The sequence below is a fragment of the Microbaculum marinum genome (assembly GCF_037855135.1).
GTDB classification, from domain to species: Bacteria; Pseudomonadota; Alphaproteobacteria; order Rhizobiales; family Tepidamorphaceae; genus Microbaculum; species Microbaculum marinum.
The window spans coordinates 332,923-349,757 of the sequence record NZ_JAZHOF010000007.1 but is presented as its reverse complement, the minus strand read 5'-3'; the positions used below and the strand labels follow the sequence as shown (position 1 = coordinate 349,757).

Annotated in this window: 18 protein-coding genes; 11 read left to right on the top strand and 7 right to left on the bottom strand. The window is 64.6% G+C overall.

From position 1 onward, the window contains the following. Positions 1–4: 4 nt before the first annotated feature. Positions 5–415, bottom strand: a complete 411-nt coding sequence (locus V3328_RS18350; RefSeq protein WP_340331148.1) for a hypothetical protein — start codon at positions 413–415, stop codon at positions 5–7. Positions 416–425: 10 nt separating this feature from the next. After that, a complete protein-coding gene (locus tag V3328_RS18345; protein WP_340331146.1) occupies positions 426–824 on the bottom strand; it encodes a hypothetical protein in 399 nt (132 codons plus the stop codon). 248 nt (positions 825–1,072) lie between these two features. On the opposite strand from V3328_RS18345, the gene V3328_RS18340 reads away from it, so the two are divergent. Next, complete coding sequence (locus tag V3328_RS18340) at positions 1,073–1,732, top strand: thermonuclease family protein (protein WP_340331145.1); 660 nt, start codon at positions 1,073–1,075, stop codon at positions 1,730–1,732. A gap of 370 nt (positions 1,733–2,102) precedes the next feature. After that, entirely contained in the window at positions 2,103–2,279 is a 177-nt protein-coding gene (locus V3328_RS18335) for a YegP family protein (protein ID WP_340331193.1), read from the top strand. Positions 2,280–2,292: 13 nt separating this feature from the next. Here V3328_RS18335 and V3328_RS18330 read toward each other — a convergent pair whose 3' ends face one another. Then, complete coding sequence (locus V3328_RS18330; protein ID WP_340331144.1) at positions 2,293–2,847, bottom strand: hypothetical protein; 555 nt, start codon at positions 2,845–2,847, stop codon at positions 2,293–2,295. A 169-nt stretch (positions 2,848–3,016) separates the two neighbouring features. Here V3328_RS18330 and V3328_RS18325 point away from each other — a divergent pair, with 169 nt between their 5' ends. After that, complete coding sequence (locus V3328_RS18325) at positions 3,017–3,325, top strand: hypothetical protein (RefSeq protein WP_340331143.1); 309 nt, start codon at positions 3,017–3,019, stop codon at positions 3,323–3,325. Positions 3,326–3,492: 167 nt separating this feature from the next. Here V3328_RS18325 and V3328_RS18320 read toward each other — a convergent pair whose 3' ends face one another. Beyond that, complete coding sequence (locus V3328_RS18320; RefSeq protein ID WP_340331142.1) at positions 3,493–3,711, bottom strand: hypothetical protein; 219 nt, start codon at positions 3,709–3,711, stop codon at positions 3,493–3,495. Positions 3,712–3,907: 196 nt separating this feature from the next. Between V3328_RS18320 and V3328_RS18315 the strand changes: the two genes are divergently transcribed. The 3 genes from V3328_RS18315 to V3328_RS18305 are packed head-to-tail and all read left to right on the top strand — an operon-like array spanning position 3,908 to position 5,165. Further along, the gene (locus V3328_RS18315) at positions 3,908–4,690 is read left to right on the top strand and encodes a hypothetical protein (RefSeq protein ID WP_340331141.1); all 783 of its coding nucleotides are present in this window, start codon (positions 3,908–3,910) and stop codon (positions 4,688–4,690) included. After that, entirely contained in the window at positions 4,687–4,926 is a 240-nt protein-coding gene (locus V3328_RS18310) for a hypothetical protein (RefSeq protein ID WP_340331140.1), read from the top strand. The genes V3328_RS18315 and V3328_RS18310 overlap by 4 nt, the downstream gene beginning before the upstream one ends. Then, entirely contained in the window at positions 4,923–5,165 is a 243-nt protein-coding gene (locus V3328_RS18305; protein ID WP_340331139.1) for a hypothetical protein, read from the top strand. The genes V3328_RS18310 and V3328_RS18305 overlap by 4 nt, the downstream gene beginning before the upstream one ends. A gap of 376 nt (positions 5,166–5,541) precedes the next feature. Here V3328_RS18305 and V3328_RS18300 read toward each other — a convergent pair whose 3' ends face one another. Further along, complete coding sequence (locus V3328_RS18300) at positions 5,542–6,018, bottom strand: peroxiredoxin (protein WP_340331138.1); 477 nt, start codon at positions 6,016–6,018, stop codon at positions 5,542–5,544. 353 nt (positions 6,019–6,371) lie between these two features. Between V3328_RS18300 and V3328_RS18295 the strand changes: the two genes are divergently transcribed. Then, the gene (locus V3328_RS18295; protein ID WP_340331137.1) at positions 6,372–9,773 is read left to right on the top strand and encodes a YhdP family protein; all 3,402 of its coding nucleotides are present in this window, start codon (positions 6,372–6,374) and stop codon (positions 9,771–9,773) included. A gap of 9 nt (positions 9,774–9,782) precedes the next feature. Here V3328_RS18295 and tyrS read toward each other — a convergent pair whose 3' ends face one another. Then, entirely contained in the window at positions 9,783–11,036 is a 1,254-nt protein-coding gene (tyrS, locus tag V3328_RS18290; protein ID WP_340331136.1) for a tyrosine--tRNA ligase, read from the bottom strand. 77 nt (positions 11,037–11,113) lie between these two features. Here tyrS and V3328_RS18285 point away from each other — a divergent pair, with 77 nt between their 5' ends. Further along, positions 11,114–12,223 (top strand): anhydro-N-acetylmuramic acid kinase, encoded by a 1,110-nt coding sequence (locus tag V3328_RS18285; RefSeq protein WP_340331135.1) that lies wholly within the window; start codon positions 11,114–11,116, stop codon positions 12,221–12,223. On the opposite strand, the gene V3328_RS18280 is transcribed toward V3328_RS18285, so the two are convergent. Next, positions 12,207–13,178, bottom strand: coding sequence for an NADPH:quinone reductase (locus V3328_RS18280; protein ID WP_340331134.1), 972 nt, complete (start codon positions 13,176–13,178; stop codon positions 12,207–12,209). The genes V3328_RS18285 and V3328_RS18280 overlap by 17 nt on opposite strands. Before the next feature lie 110 nt (positions 13,179–13,288). Between V3328_RS18280 and V3328_RS18275 the strand changes: the two genes are divergently transcribed. The 3 genes from V3328_RS18275 to V3328_RS18265 all read left to right on the top strand — a co-directional run bounded on the left by V3328_RS18275 (position 13,289) and on the right by V3328_RS18265 (position 16,835). Next, complete coding sequence (locus V3328_RS18275) at positions 13,289–13,987, top strand: SDR family NAD(P)-dependent oxidoreductase (protein WP_340331133.1); 699 nt, start codon at positions 13,289–13,291, stop codon at positions 13,985–13,987. Between the two features lie 71 nt (positions 13,988–14,058). After that, complete coding sequence (locus V3328_RS18270) at positions 14,059–15,294, top strand: lipase family protein (protein WP_340331132.1); 1,236 nt, start codon at positions 14,059–14,061, stop codon at positions 15,292–15,294. Between the two features lie 152 nt (positions 15,295–15,446). Continuing rightward, positions 15,447–16,835 (top strand): L-serine ammonia-lyase, encoded by a 1,389-nt coding sequence (locus V3328_RS18265; RefSeq protein ID WP_340331131.1) that lies wholly within the window; start codon positions 15,447–15,449, stop codon positions 16,833–16,835.

Below are 16,835 nucleotides of genomic sequence, written 5' to 3'. Positions count from 1 at the left end.
CCGGCTATTGCGCTGCCACGTCCGTCGCAACGAGCGGGGGCTGAGAAGGCTGCGGCGGCAACAAGTCTTCGGGGATAGGCGGTACTTCGCAGATCATGACCGCCGCTTTTCGTCGAAGTGTTTCTGAAGCACCTTTCAGTCGGGCGATTTCGGCTTCCCGCGCGGCCGGCGAATCGAATAGCGACGGGCTGACGCCAATCAGGATGAGCATGGTGGCATCCGCCGCCCGGCGCTGGCTCTGCATGTCTGACAGCGTGATGAGCTTCGCCTCGATCAGCCGGAGTTCCGATCCGATCTGCTCGCAAGTGATGCCTTCATAGCTCATCTCCGGCACATAGGCCGGCGCGATCGAGTTTGGACTCGCGGCACAGCCGACCAACGCCCCCGCGATGGCGAGGACCAATATCAGTCGCACGGATTGTCCCTCACAGCATCAGGCTCCTGCGCCGGCAAAACGCGGTGACGGCTGCCAAGTCGTTGTCATTGTCGCCGAAACCGATCAGAAAGAAGCCCTCGCTCGTCAGTGTTCCCGCAAATGGCTTTTCGCCGATGTACCCGCCGAAGCTGTTCTTCGCGTTCAGGTATCCGCAAACGCTGATTTGACCATTCTGGTCCGCCCCTGCCGCGAAGACACCGAAGCGTGCCGACTCCGGATCTTTCAGGCGTTTCCTGGTATCGGACTGCACGATCGCCACTTGCTTTGCGGACAGTGTGACCGGCGACAATTGAATGGGACTCGGGGGCGACGGTGGTGGCGCACAACTTGAGGCGGCGGCGGCAAACGCGAGTGCGGCCATACGCGGGCCGAAGAATATCCTGTACATTTGCCCCCTGTGTCCGCCGTTCAACTGGCGGCAATGTTGCCCTAAGGGAACTATCGCAACCACGGCGCGATGACGCAATCACCTTCTACAGGTTCGATGGATATGGCGGGACGGTCCGAACGGCTCCAGGCACTCAGGCAGAGACTGACCACCAGCCAAGCCGAGGCCGATGAGCTTGGGCTGGATCTGGTCAGCTACCTGATCGCCGTGGCGCTTCAGGAACTCGATACAGCTACACAGGCCGTCCGATGAGGCTTGTCTTCTGCACCTTGGCTTTGGTTGCCGTCGCTACGATTGCGCGTGCCGATACGCTCGCCGGCACAGCCGCAGTCATTGACGGCGACACGATCGAGGTCGCTGGCGTCTCGGTGCGCCTGTACGGCATCGATGCCCCCGAAGCGGGTCAGAAGTGTGCCGAGGCGGGCAGCGGCACATGGGAGTGCGGAACGGCAGCCACCGAGGCGATGGCCGTCCTGGTCGAGGATGAGGAGGTGACGTGCGAGATCCGCGGCAAGGACGATTTCGATCGGCTGCTGGGGGTCTGCAAAGTCGATGGCGTCAACGTCAATGAGCGGATGGTTTCGGACGGCCACGCCTGGGCATTCGTCAAGTACGCTTCGGACTATGTGCCGGCGGAAGAGAAGGCCCGCGCTGCCGCCCTAGGCGTGTGGCAGGCGCCGACGATGCCTCCCTGGGAGTACCGTGCCCAGAGGTGGGCTGTTGCCGAGCAGGAGGCTCCCGAGGGCTGTCCGATCAAGGGCAATATTTCGAGCAATGGCCGGATCTATCATCCGCCATGGTCGCCCTGGTACTCGCGGACGAAGATCGACACCGGCAAGGGCGAACGCTGGTTCTGTTCAGAAGGCGAAGCGCTAGAAGCCGGGTGGCGCGCGCCGCGGTGGCGGTAAGATCGTCGGTGGGGGCCACCGATAAAATGAGGCAGTGGGGAACGATGAGATCATTCAAACTGCTCTGCGTCGTGTTCACAGTCTTCGCATTTACGCACCCCGTTCTAGCCCAGACTATTTCATCACCTCCGAAGGGTAGCGTGGTCCGACCGTTGCTCACACCAATCCCTGTCCAAGGGTGCTGCAAGATCTGCCGCACCGGCAAGGCATGCGGCGACAGCTGCATATCTCGCGACAAGGCATGCCATAAAGGAAAAGGCTGCGCGTGTAACGGGTAGACGTGGGAGGGGACTGGTGGCGATGCTTGCATTTCGTCCCGGCGAGCGCCACCATCACTTGGGATCACGGTCAACAAGAGGGGCATACGCCGATGTACAAGTTCGAAATCTACAAGGATAGGGCTGGGGAATATCGCTTTCGTTTCCGCGCGTCCAATGGCGAAATCATGTTCTCCTCGGAGGGGTACAAGGCGAAAGCGTCCGCCACGGGCGCTATCGAATCCATAAAGAAGAACGCTCCCGGCGCCTCTATCGACGATCAGACTTGAGCTCTAAGGACCGTCAACGTTTCTGCTGCCGCGGTCGCCGCGCTCCGGCCACGTATGGCGCCATTTCATGCGTAGGGGAGGGGGAGGTGGGGGTGTCGGATGCTCTGGCATCCCGAGAAACTACGCGATCGGCAAAGCTCGCTGTCAAGGCCGTCGATACCGCGTCGAGGCCAAGGCAAAAGCGGAGCAGGTTCTTGAGCCAAGCAGGGTGGCGGATTCCAAATAACAGGACAACTTGTCCCGTTTTGATGAGGCGGGGCAGCCGGGCCAAGCTGGTCCGGGGCGCGGCAACAAAGGCATCGCCACGAAGATTGCCGAGCAGACCGGCCTTTCCCAGCGTACCGTCCGCCGCGCCCTGAAGGCTCCGCCAGTCGACCACGAGGCCGAACGGGACCGCAAGGAAGCCGAGCAGCGCCGCCTTGAAGCCGGGATCGGGAAGCCCGGCGCGGTCAAGAGCCGGTGGATGGATCGGTAGGCCTGCGCCGGAAGCGCTGCCGGCGTGCCTTGTGGAATTGATCGGGTAGTGCCTCCGGAATCGCTGCAAACCAGTGCCTGCCGGTTCAGACATGCCCCCTTCGATCCCAGGACCGCGTGCGAATTCCATAGATGTAAGATTGGCGGTGAACTATAGATGAACGTAAGTATCAGGGGCCGTTCACTTCCTCACCATAGAATGTCCGTTATCAGGATTGAGCCGCCTGCTTTAGGAGGAGCCTGATCGGTCAAAGGAGAAAGACATGTCGAAGAAAATGTTTACGTTGATTGCATCAGCCATCGCGATATCGGGCGCCTTTACGGGCGTTGCGATAGCAGAAACTTACGCATCCACCTGCGGATACAGGACTTATGCGGGCAGCACTTCTTACGCATGCTGGTGTAAGGCCGGAGACTCTATCAACACTTCTGGAACGACATGCACCACGGCAGCCCTCGCGGGGGAGATCAGCAAAGTGCCAGCCAAGGAATTCTTGGAACTTCCTGCGCCCACAACGCCCGGGGTGATCACATCCAAGAAGGCGGTCGTTCCGGGACAGGCCAAGCAATGAGTTGACGCGACTGAAGCCGGAATTGTCGCCAAGCTGCGACAATTCCGGCCTGCCCGTTCCGGCGGGCCACAGGTAGACGAGTGCTGTTGCAGCCGAAACCGCTTCCGACGGCGCACCGCGCCGGCAAAGGCCGGAGTTGCGCGTTTCTGCGAATTGAGGACGGGGGGTCAGTCGGGGTCGGCAGAGGTCGCTCGCAAGCGCTCCCAGGCGGCCTTAGCCTTCCTTCCAGCTTCCTCCGCGCGGCGGGCGTACTCTTCGGTTTCCGCCGTTATTTCCAACCTCCCATCCGCACGTGCCTGATTGAGAAGTGCCTCGATCGCACGCTTGTGCTCGGTCGCCGCTAGGCTCCAAGCTTCCAATGCATTTTTGTGCGATTGATCAGCCATTGAAATCTCCGAGCAAATCCGACGCTTGCAATCATCGGTCGTGAGGCGCACGATAAGCGCACCGATCGGGAGTTGGCGCTCCCGACCGGCACTTGCCACCGAAACGCCGGATGAGGGCGATCGATGACCGAATCCATCAATACCAAAAACACGACGCGGCGCGAGTCCCTCCGGCATCAACCTGGAGGAAAGACGCATGTCTACTTCAATGACCCGCCGTGCCGCCGTCACGGGCCTTGCAGCCGCGCCTGTGGCGCTTGTAGCTGTCCCGACTCCCGCACCCGCCGCACTTCCCGCCGTCGCATCAGTCGGCGACGATGCGGCCCTTTTCGATCTGTTCAACAAGTGGCGGGAGATAGGAGCGAAGGCCGATCAGGTCGGCGAAGCCGAGGACGCATTGGTGCAGCAGATCCACGCGGATGCAGCCGTCATGCCCGATGCTTTGCGGTGGCGTGACGGCGACGCCAGTTTGTGCCTGGACGATCACAGCGCCGGAGCCCGCTTTCGTGGGCATTACACTGAGAAGGATGTCGAGCGTTTGCGTGGGCCGCGCCGTAGGGCGCGCACACTGGTTCGCAACAATCAAAGTCACCCCGAAGCGCCGATGGCGATCCGACACGATGTCGAGCCAGTGACCGCCCTTACCAATCCCGGATATCTGGTCGAGCTCGTGCAAGAGCCGTGGCCGGAGGCGCAGGCTCGCGCCGATGAACTGGTGGCAGCGTTCGCGTGCTGGGATCAGACACCGCACCCCTTGCAAGCCCGCTGCGACGAACTTGGCCGCGAGTGGGACCGACTTTGCGACAGGCGGGCTGAAATAGAAGATCAGATTGCCAATACCCCCGCGAAGACACTGCCCGGCATCATGGCCAAGGTGGTCTTCGTAATAAAGCGGATGGAGACCGACAGTCTGGCCGACCAAGATATCGCCGAAAGTACTCTGCGCGACATGCACGCGATGTTCGGGGGGGCGTCATGACGAATTCGACCCTCGACACACTGCACACCGCCGAACGGCTTGATGACCTTGTCGATCGCGCCCGAGTTCTGGCGTTAGCAATCGCGGGGCATGGTCACAACTCGCGAACTTTCAGCGAGGTCTCGCCGATGATCTGTCTTGCCGAGGAAATCGGCGAAGCACTCGCAATGTTGTCCGGCGAGATCCACCCCGCCGAGAACGACGACATCGTCACACACATGGGGGACAGGAAATGAACCGCTACCCGCTGATCACTCCTCCCGATATCGAACTCAGTTACGAGACCATGGCCATGGTGGACGTCTGCCGGACCGCGCTTTCTCAATTCGAGAACCGGTGCGACCTGCCGGACGGGGCCACACAGCAGATCAGTTCGGTCTGCCTCGTGCTGGGGATGCTGAAATGCAGCCTCAGCGAGCTTCACGATACGCTGGAGCGCGCCGAAAAGGCAGAGGCGAAGCTATTATGCGCCTGATCCGGACCATGCTCGCCTGCGGGCTCCTGAGGGCCGGCAATCGCCTATTGGGAGCCTCGCTGCTGGTCTGTCAGACCTACGGGCCTAGAGATTGGCGAGTGAAGTCGATCGGCCCCGCGATTCGGCTGGGGATCGGGTGCGCCACGACGGCGGAAGCGATTGGCCCGTGGTTGAGAGAGACGAATGCCGCCACGGAATGACCCGAATCGCTATGATGGATGAAGGCGCGCGCTTACCCGCGAAGTGGCGCGCGGCCCCTGCGGTCGATCCCCCAAGCCCGGCCGCAGGGGCATCTCGGCGGCACCCAACCCCGGCGCTTCACGGCGTCGGGGTTTTTTCATTCCGATTATTTTCCGATAAATCGGTGAAACAGCACTCATGAACCAAGCGATTGGGCGACTCTTAGGACCGCCTCTGCATGCCCCGAAACCTTAACCTTTCTCCATACTTGGCGCACCGTTCCCGCGTTGTCGATGAGGAAGGTGGAGCGCTCGACGCCCATGAACTTGCGCCCGTACATGCTCTTTTCCTTCCACACGCCATAGGCCTGCAGCACGTCCTTCGTCTCGTCGGAGGCGAGCATCACCGACAGGCCGTGCTTGGCGCGGAACCGGTCGTGCCGGACGGGGGAATCCGGTGACACTCCCACCACGACGGCGCCGGCCTTCTCGAAATCGTCCTTCAGCCTTGAGAAGTCGATCGCCTCGCGCGTGCAGCCGGTGGTGTCGTCCTTCGGGTAAAAGTAAAGGACGACTGCGTGTCCGCGCAGATCAGACAAGCACAATTTGCCGCCGCCGTCCGTCGGCAGATCGAAGTCCGGCGCCGCGCTGCCTTCACAGATCTCCTCACTCATGATTCACGACCCTGTGTCATAATCTGCCTTTCTTTCGTCGAGATTCGAGTTGCATGAAACGTACATACAGGGGTTCGGGCGTCGGGCTACTCACTGCCATCCCGCGGTACCACCTGCAGGCGGCATGTCGCCCGGCCCGCAGGTGCGGTAGTGTTCACTCGGCAATCCTCACTCGGGCTGCAGCGACGGACCTGCCGACGGACGTCGACGATTCCCGAACCTGAGACAATACACGGCCGATGACGTCAGATCCGACTCACTCCCTTCGACCGCGCAGGACATTGTCCCGCCTGGCCGCAGGTGGGCTGGGTCCGCTGCGCGGGCGGCTTCGCCGCCTTGCGGCGAAGCGGCGCATGTGGATGCGCGTCGCCACGGGTCTGGGCGTCCTGGCAGTCGTCGTCATCGTCGCGCTCGGTGCGCTGGTGTTCCGGCTGTCGCAGGGGCCCCTTTCGGTCAGTTTCCTGACGCCGCGCATCGTCGAGGCCGTGCAGCGGCAGTTGCCCCCGGAGTTCACCGCACGGATTTCCGATACGGTCATCGAGAGGGACACCGAAACTGGCGACGTGCTGCTCCGGCTGCGCGACATATCGGTCACGGGCCCGGATGGAGCGCGTGTCTTCGCCGCGCCGCGTGCGGCCATCGGATTGTCGGCAGGCGGCCTGTTCGTCGGCAATTTCGCGCCACGGAGCGTGTGGCTCATCGAGCCGTCCATACGTCTCGTCGACGAGGGGGGGCGTCTGCACCTGGAAGCCGGCGACCCGGAAGAACCATACAGGGATCCGGACCCGGGGGCCCGGCGGGTCAATCCGGTGGCGGCATTCGCCGTGCTTTTCGCGCTGCTCGACGAGCCGGGGGAAGCCGGGGGACGAGGGCTGCACTCGCTCGGAGCGCGCGACGCGAAGGTCAGGATCGATCATGCGGACGGCACGTCGGGGACGGTCAAGAACGTCGACGTTGGTCTCTACCGCGGCGATGCCGCCGGCGTCGTGGCCTTCAATGCGGCGATCGGCCGGGAAGCGGGCTCGCCCGCTCTGGAAGGTGAACTGCGGCGCGAATCGGGGCATTTCGAACTGAATGGCGAGTTTGCCAACCTGTCCGCCACCGATCTGACGCCACTAATGCCCGGCGCAACGCAAATCGTGGTGACGGGGCCGATCTCCGGGTCGTTTCGGTCCAATATCGCCCCGGACGGACAGTTCGATCAGTTGTCCGCCGATCTGGCAATCGGCGCGGGCTTTTTCGGCATGGGCGACGTCCGCCGCCTGGTCGACGAGGTGGACATCGCCTTCGACTGGAACTACGCGACCGGTGTGGTCGACATCCGGCCGTCCCGGATACTGGTCGGCAACAGCCGGGGAACCGTCAGCGGCCAGATCGCGGTCCCGAGCCGTGGGGATTTCAGCTACGGGACGTTGCCGCTCAGGCTCGAGTTCCGAGACATCGTACTTGACGATCCCGATACGGGGGTTCCGGCCAGTTACGATTCGGCGACGCTTGAAGCCTTCTTCGTTACCAAGCAGAAGTTTCTGCACATCTCCAGGCTGGACCTGGTCGGTGCAGGAACCGCGGGCTCATTCGTCGGTTTCGTCGGCGGCGAAGGGGAGTCTCCGGGCGTCAAGCTGGCGGGCACGCTGACGCCGACATCTGTGGACTCGCTGAAAAGGGTCTGGCCGCCGTTCCTGGCCGACAAGGCGCGCCGCTGGTTCGTAAAGAACGCCCTTGATGGCGACATCGTCGAAGGACGCGTCAACGTCGACATTGCGCCAGGCGACATCGCCGCAGCGATCCGCAAGGTGCCGCTGCCGCGCGAGTCGTTCAGGATCGACTTCAAGATCGACGACGCGGTCCTACGGTTTCTCAAGCAGATGCCGCCGGTGCGCGATGTCGATCTCGAAGGCAGCGTGGACGCGCTGGAATTTCTCGCCCGCCCGCTCGGGCCGGCCCGCATCGACCTTCCCGACAACCGCTCGATCGACGTCACCGACGCGCGTTTCTTCATCCCCGACATCCCGGCGAAGCCGTCCACCGGCATCTTCGACGTCGATCTGCAGGGCAGCGTATCCGACATCCTCCGCCTGCTGGACTATCCCCCGGTCGAACTCGCAAAGCGCCGCAACATGGACATCGAAGGATTCCAGGGCGAAGGCGAAGTCACGTTTCGTCTTGAAATGCCGTTGATCGAAGGGTTGCGGTTTTCCGACGTCACGCTCTCCGCAGATGGCGACATCGACAACTTCGGCGCGGAGGAATTCGCCGGCGCCCGGCAGATCGAGGATGGCGACATCGACGTCGTGGTCGCCGACGGACGCGTCACGATCGACGGCGATGCCCTGGTGGAGGGCGTTCGCGCCGACATCTTCATGGAAGATTCCATCGATGCGTCCGGAGAGCCGGGTGCCAGGTCGATGACCATGACGCTCGACGAGGAAGCGCGCGAGCGGTTGGGAATGCCGCTCGATTCGATCCTGAGCGGGCCGATCGTCGCGACGGTGTCCGACGTCAAGGCGACCGCCGACGGGACGACGCAGTCGATCGAAACCGATCTGACGGATGCGACCATCTCGTTCCCGGCGCTCGGCCTCGAGAAACCGGCAGGCGAATCCGCCAAGGCCAATTTCCAGCTCACCCAATCGGGCGGCGCCACGACGCTGAGTGAACTGAAGGTGGTGTCGGAATCGATGCGCGTCGAGGGATCGGCGGAATTCGGCAAGGGCGGCACGCTGATCAGCCTCTCGCTTCCGGTCCTGCGCACGCCGCGCGGTACCGACGTTTCCGTTTCCGGCCGTACCGAATCGGGCGTTCGCAGCTTCACACTCGAGGGAAAGTCACTGGACCTGCGGGACGTACTGGCAAATGCCTCCGATGTTGCAGAAGCGGATTCAGACGCAGACGGCGCGGAGATGCGGATCGCGATCGACGTGGACAAGGCGATCGGCGTGGGGGGAGCGACGCTGTCCGGGCTGCAGGGTGCGATGACACGGGTCGGGAACGCGACGCGGCGCGTCGACGTCAGCGCCATGACCGCGAGTTCGGTGCCGGTGACCGTGCGATACTCCGACGACGGCGACAACGCCGACCTGTCGATCAAATCGTCCGATGCCGGCGGCGTTCTCGCATGGACTGGCTACTATCCCCATCTGCGCGGCGGTGAACTGCAACTGACCGCCTCGCGTCGAGGAGCCGCGGCGCCGCTTGCGGGCTCGATCGACATCAATCACTTCCGGATCGCCGGCGATCCGTCGCTGGCCCGGCTCATAGAGGACGGCGAGCAAAAGGCCGCCGCGGCTCCCTCATCGCGGACCAGCCCGTCACCCGGCGTCCCGCAACGGGTCAATGCCACCGATGTCGGCTTCGACCGGCTGACCGCCGACTTCGAGCACGACAAGCAGGGAATGCGGGTCAGCAACGGCGTGCTGCGCGGTCTCGCGGTCGGCGCGACCGTCGAGGGCACCATCGATTTCGAGTCCGGGCGGATCGCCCTGCACGGCACCTACGTGCCGCTCTATGCGCTGAACAATCTCTTCGGGCAGTTGCCGCTGTTTCTTGGTCCGCTGCTCGGCGGCAAGAAGAACGAGGGGCTGCTCGGCATCACCTACTCGCTGTCGGGCTCCACGAAATCGCCGGTCCTGACGATCAATCCGATCTCCGTGGTGGCGCCTGGCGTGTTCCGATACATCCTCGGCATGGACAATCCCAAGGCGTACACGCCCGGCAATCGCGCGCCGGTCCTCGACCCCGCAAGTCCGATACGCTGAACGGCGAGCCTATACGGGCCGCAAGAGGACGTGCTTCTTGCGGCCGAACGAAAGCTTGATCACGCCCTCGGGCCCGACATCGGCGGCGCCGAGCGTCGCGGCGGGATCGGTGACCGGCCGGTCGTTCACGCGGATCGCATTGTTGGCTACGGCGCGGCGGACTTCACCATTGGATGCCGCAAGCCCTCCGGCCACGAAGGCGGCGAGAACGCCAATTCCCTCGGTGATTTCGGCGGCAGATATCTCGACCGTCGGCAGGGACGCGGCGAGCGCGCCTTCTTCGAACGTGCGCCGCGCCGTGTCGGCCGCCTGTTCGGCCGCCGCGCGGCCGTGCAGCAATGCGGTCGCCTCGTTGGCGAGCACTTTCTTGGCTTCGTTGATTTCCGAACCGCCGAGCGCTTCCAGGCGGGCGATCTCGCCAAGCGGCAGTTCGGTGAACAGCTTCAGGAACCGGCCCACGTCACCGTCCTCGGTGTTGCGCCAGAACTGCCAGTAGTCCCAAGGGCTCAGCATGTCGGACTTCAACCAGACGGCGCCGGCGGCGGTCTTGCCCATCTTGGCGCCGGAGGAGGTGGTCAGCAGCGGGCAGGTCAGCGCGTAGAGCTGGCCCGTTCCCATGCGACGGCCAAGATCGATGCCGTTGATGATGTTGCCCCACTGATCCGAGCCGCCCATCTGCAGCTCGCAGCCGTAGCGCCGGTTGAGCTCGACGAAGTCGTAGGCCTGCAGGATCATGTAGTTGAATTCCAGGAAGCTGAGCTCGTGCTCGCGGTCGAGTCGCATCTTCACCGAATCGAAGCTCAGCATGCGGTTGACGGAGAAGTGGCGTCCGACATCGCGCAGGAAGTCGATGTAGTTCAGCGGCGCCAGCCACTCCGCGTTGTCCGGCATCACCGCACCGGTTTCGTTCTCTCCGTAGTCGACAAAGCGGGAGAAGACCTCCTTCAGGCTTTGCTTGTTGTCCTCGATCTGGTCGTAGGTCAGCAGACGCCGGGTCTCGTCCTTGCCCGACGGATCCCCGACGCGCGTCGTGCCGCCGCCCATCAGGGTGATCGGCTTGTGCCCGGTCTTCTGGAACCAGCGCAGCATCATGATCGACAGCAGGTGGCCGACATGCAGCGAGGGTCCGGTGCAGTCGTAGCCGACATAGGCGGTTATCCGGCCTTCGGAGGCCATGCGATCGAGGTCTGCAGCGTCGGAGCACTGATGGATGAAGCCGCGTTCGTCGAGAATGCGGAGAAAATCGGACTTGAAGCCACTCATGGCGTCTGGTTATCCCGGCTGCCAGTAAACAACGACGATGCCTGCGACGGCCGGGATCGTCTAACAGAGGCGACCCGATGACGGAAGCGCTGACCGCAGTCGGATTGATGAGCGGCACCTCGATGGACGGTGTCGACGTGGCGCTGATCGAGACCGACGGCGTGGACATCACGGCATTCGGCCCGACCAGTTCGAGACCCTATCTGCCGGCGGAGCGACAGACGATTGCGGCTGCGGTGAGCGAGGCCCGTGGCATGACCCATCGAACCGGCCGCGGCGGTGTGATCGGCGAAGCGGAGCGCGTCGTGACGGAGGCGCACGGCGAGGCGGTCGAGACGTTCCTGCGCGACAACGGCATCGAAGCGGCTTCGGTCGACGTCGTCGGATTTCACGGCCAGACGATCCTGCACCGTCCGGAGCGGCAACTCACGGTGCAGCTGGGTGACGGGCAGGGCCTAGCGGACCGGCTCGGCATCGATGTCGTCTACGACCTGCGCGCCGCCGACGTGGCGGCTGGGGGGCAGGGGGCTCCTTTCGTGCCGGTGTTCCACAAGGCGCTCGCGGCGCGGACCGGGCTTCGGACCCCGATTGCGATCCTCAATCTCGGCGGCGTGGGCAACGTCACATGGGTCGGCGACGGTGATCCCATGGCTTTCGATACCGGCCCGGGCAACGCCCTGCTCGACGACTGGGTGCAGAAGACCGCCGGCAGGTCCTTCGACGAAGACGGCCGGCTCGCCGCTGCGGGCACCGTCGACAATGCGATCCTCGCCCGACTGATGGGCAACCCGTATTTCGACGCAAGGCCGCCGAAGTCGCTCGATCGCAACGACTTCGATATCGCCCTGCTGGAGGGCCTCGGGGTGGAGGACGGGGCGGCGACGCTCGCCGCCTTCACCGCGGCTTCGGGGGCGCGATCTGCGGAGTGGTTCGCCGAACCCGTCCGCCAGTGGATCGTCGTCGGAGGCGGCGCCCGCAATCCGACGATCCTGGCAATGCTCGCTGCCCGTGTCGACGCTCCGGTGACGACCGGCACGGATATCGGCTGGTTGGGAGACCATGTCGAGGCGCAGGCCTTCGCCTATCTCGCAGTACGCTCGCTCCGCGGCCTGCCGCTGTCCTATCCTACGACCACCGGCGTGCCCGGACCGTTGACCGGCGGGGTGCTCGTCAGGGCCGCACGATGATCTTGCCGACGGCCGCCGCCTCCATCGCCTCGTGCGCGGCGACGATATCGTCGAGTCCGAATTCGGGGCCGAGATGGTGAACGAGCTTCCCCGCTGCCAGCATCTCGGTGATGGCGGCAATTCCGGCGGCGCGTTCGGCCTCGTTGAGTTCGTAGACCAGGAAGAACTGGTAGCGGATCGTGTTCTGGAGCGAGAAGGATCCCGGAATCGTGACCTCCGGGCCGACGCCGTAGATGACTACCGAGCCGCGGGGTTTCAGCACGTTCGGGATCAACGAGGCGTTGGCGTTCAGGTCGAGATCGATGATCGCGTCGACGCCCATCTGCATCGTCAGGTCGCGGATCCGCGCAGCGACGTCCTCGCGCTTGTAGTCGATGGCTTCGTCGGCGCCGGCCTTCCTGGCCATCTCCGCCTTTTCCGGCGACGACACGGTCGTGAACACGCGGGCGCCGCGTGCCTTGGCGAACTGGATGGCGTAATTCGCCACCGCACCCGCTCCACCGGGAACTAGAATGGTCATGCCCGGCTCCGCCTGCGCGTAGGCGACGGCCTGCACGGCCGTGAGCGCCGGAATTCCCAGGCACGCGCCGACTTCGAAGCTGGTATCGCCGGGCAGCGTAACGGCCATATCCTCCGGCAACGTCACATATTCGGCCGCGGTGCCGAACGGGCGCTTCCACTGGCCATTCCAGATCCACACCCGCTCGCCCAGCCGATCGGCGGAAACACCTTCTCCGACCTCGTCGATGGTGCCGGCGCCGTCGGAATGCGGAATGACGCGCGGAAAGGCGATCTTGCGGGTGCGGCCGGCGCGTGTCTTGACGTCGGAAGGATTGACGCCGGAAGCGGCGATCTTCACCCGCACTTCGCCAGGGCCCGGCTCCGGCGTGTCGACCTCACCGATCTTCAGGACATCGGCGGCCGCGCCGTTCGCTTCATAATAGGCTGCCTTCATTTCAGTTTCCCCCCGATGGACATTGACCCGGATCCTCGCGGCGACACTTACCACCTGCGCCGGCGGGAATGTAGGCCAAAGCAGTGTGCCGGCCATGCGGGAGGGCAGAAATGGCTGGAGGCAAGGGCGTCGCACTGATCGTCGGAGCAGGATCGGGCCTGAGTGCCTCCCTGGCGCGGGCGCTCGCGAAAGACGGGTATCGCATCGCACTGGCGGCGCGATCGACCGACAAGCTGGCCGCACTGTGCGACGAGACGGGTGCCACTGCGTTCACCTGCGACGCATCGGATGCCGACGACGTGGCGAGACTGTTCGAGGCGGTCGACCGTCTCGCGGGCGAACTCGAGGTGGTGGTGTTCAACGCAAGCGCACGCGCCCGCGGAGCTTTGGTGGATCTGGATCCAGCGGAGGTCGAGAAGACATTGCGCGTGTCCGCCTTCGCCGGATTTCTGGTGGGGCAGCAGGCTGCACGGCGCATGATACCTCGCGGCGAGGGGGCGATCCTGTTCACCGGAGCATCGGCCAGCGTGAAGGGTTACGCCGGATCCGCTCCATTCGCCATGGGCAAGTTCGCGCTGCGCGGTCTCGCACAGAGCATGGCCCGGGAACTCGCGCCGAAAGGGGTACACGTGGGTCATTTCGTCATCGACGGCGGTATCCGAAGCGAACGCCGGCCCGCGGATCCGCACAGGCCCGATGCGCTGCTCGACCCGGATGCCATCGCGGCGTCCTATCTGCACGTTCTCAAGCAGCCGCGCAGCGCATGGAGCTGGGAGGTCGAATTGCGGCCGTGGGTCGAGACGTTCTGAGCGCGTCTATCTAAGCGGCCCCGAGGCGGCTAGGTTTGAGGGACGGGACCAGGCGCGGGGAGATTGAGGCAATGGCGATCGGGGAAACGGCGTCCCGCGGTGTCCGTGTGGCCACGGCGAGCCTCGCGGCGACGCTGCTGGCGATAACCGGATGTACCACTGCGCTCGAGCCCATGGAGCCGGGCTCGTTCTACAGGATCGCAGCCGATCGTATCGGCGGCGCACCCGGCACGATCCTCCGCAGCGAGCAGATGGCCGGCGCGCCGGCGGGAACCTCCGCCTATCGCGTGCTCTACCGATCAACCGGCCTGAAAGACGAGCCTATCGCGGTGTCCGGAATCGTCGTGGTGCCGGAAGGCGTCGTCCCCGATGGCGGCCGCCCGGTGATCGCCTGGGCACATCCGACGACGGGGGTGGCCAACCGGTGCGCGCCGACCCTTACGCCCAATGTCTTCAAGCAGATCCAGGGGCTGCCGGAGATGCTTGCTCTCGGCTACGTCGTCGCCGCCACCGACTATCCGGGGCTCGGGACGCCCGGCACGCATCCCTATCTGGTGGGGGTCAGCGAAGGGCGGGCCGTGCTCGACTCGGTGCGCGCCGCCCGCAATCTGGCCGAGGCGCAGGCGAGCGGCACCTTCGCGGTCTGGGGACATTCCCAGGGCGGCCAGGCATCGCTTTATGCCGGCCAGCTCGCCCGGACCTACGCACCGGACCTGAAACTCGCCGGCGTGGCCGCGGCCGCACCGGCGACCGACCTGGCGCAGCTCCTGCGCGACGATATCGGGACAAAGGGCGGCAAGGTGCTGACGGCCTATGCGCTGTGGTCGTGGAACAGGGTCTACGATGCGCCGCTGGGACCGGTGCTCGATCCGGCCGCCAAGCCCACCGTCGATGCGATCTCCGCCGACTGCATCGAGAACCTGGGAGAGGATCTGGCCGTTGCCAGGCTCGAGAGCAGGATCAACACCAATTTCCTGCACGGCGACGTGACCGAGATCGAGCCCTGGAAGACGCTTCTGGCTCAAAATGCCACCGGCGGGGCGCCGGCGGGTGCGCCGGTCTTCCTGGCGCAGGGAACAGCCGACGAAACGGTTCGGCCGCAGGTCACTTTCCAGTTCGCCAAGTCGCTCTGCGAGACGGGCACGCCGGTGCGCTTCGACTGGCTGCCTGGCGTCAATCACGATCGCGCCGCGGCGGTCAGTGCGCCGACGGCGGTCGAATGGATGCAAGGCCGCATCCAGGGTCTCGCAGCACCGAACGACTGCAGGCGCTTGCCGCCGCCGCCAAACGTCGCTTCGAGCGGCTGACCGCCACGCCGTGCGCGCGAATGGGAGCGCGGCGGCGTCTTTCGCTGCGCGATGACGCGGCTGCGGCAGGCGATGTCGCGGGCGGTGCGAAAAAACGACGATGTGAAGCGTAGCCTCGGCTGAACTCAGGCATGGCCCCGGGGCGATCGTCGATGTTCCTGTCCGTATTCGAACTGTTCAAGATCGGAATTGGCCCATCGAGCTCCCATACCGTCGGACCGATGGTTGCGGCGTCTCGCTTCCTGGCCCTGCTGGAACGGCGGGGCTGTGCCCATGTGGCCAGGCTCTCCGTATCCCTGCACGGTTCGCTCGCTTTCACCGGCATGGGACACGCCACCGACCGCGCCGTGATCCTCGGTCTCGCCGGAGAGAGGCCGGACGGCGTCGATCCGGACGGTGTGGACGCGATCCTTGCGGAGGTATCGGCGCGCAGGACCGTGTCGCCGCCCGGTTTGCCTGCGCTTTCGTTCGATCCGGCGACCGACATCGTGTTCGACTACGGACCGCCGCTCCAGGGCCATGCCAACGGCCTGCGCTTCTTCGCCCACGGCGTGGGCGGCAATGTCGTGCTCGAGGAAACCTACTATTCGATCGGCGGCGGCTTCGTGAAGACGCAAGCTGAACTGAACCGGGTGGGGGATGACGAGAGCCCGCTGACCCGCGACCTGGACGTGCCGTATCCGTTCGCCAGTTCGGCGCAGATGCTTGCAATGGGCCGCGAGTGCGGCCTGTCGATCGCCGAGATGAAGCGCGCCAACGAACTCACCCGTTGCGCCGACTGCGACCTCGATCCGAAGCTCGACATTATCTGGCAATCGATGAACGGCTGCATGGGCCGCGGCCTGACACGGCAGGGCCAGCTTCCTGGCGGCCTGAAGGTAAGGCGGCGGGCCGCGGCCATCTACGAGAAGCTGAAAGCCGAAGCCGGCCGCAACCGGACCTTCGAGCACACGGTGATGGACTGGCTGTCGGTCTATGCGATGGCGGTCAACGAGGAGAACGCCGCCGGCGGACGGGTCGTCACGGCTCCGACCAACGGTGCCGCCGGCGTCATCCCCGCAGTGATCCGCTACTACCTCGACCATTGTCCGGACGCGGATGCCGCCGGCATCCGGACCTTCCTGCTGGCAGCCGCGGCGATCGGCGGAATCATCAAGCACAACGCCTCGATCTCCGGCGCCGAGGTCGGCTGCCAGGGCGAGGTCGGATCCGCGTCCGCGATGGCGGCCGCGGGTCTCGCCGCGGCGCTGGGCGGCACCAACGAGCAGGTCGAGAATGCCGCCGAAATTGCGCTGGAGCATCATCTGGGCATGACCTGCGATCCGGTCGGCGGCCTCGTCCAGGTGCCGTGCATCGAACGCAATGCGCTGGGCGCCGTGAAGGCGGTCACCGCCGCGTCTCTGGCCCTCAGGGGCGACGGTAGCCACTTCGTCCCGCTGGATACCTGTATCGAGACGATGCGCCAGACCGGTCTCGACATGAGCGAGAAATACAAGGAAACCAGCAAGGGCGGGCTGGCGGTCAACGTCGTCGAGTGCTGA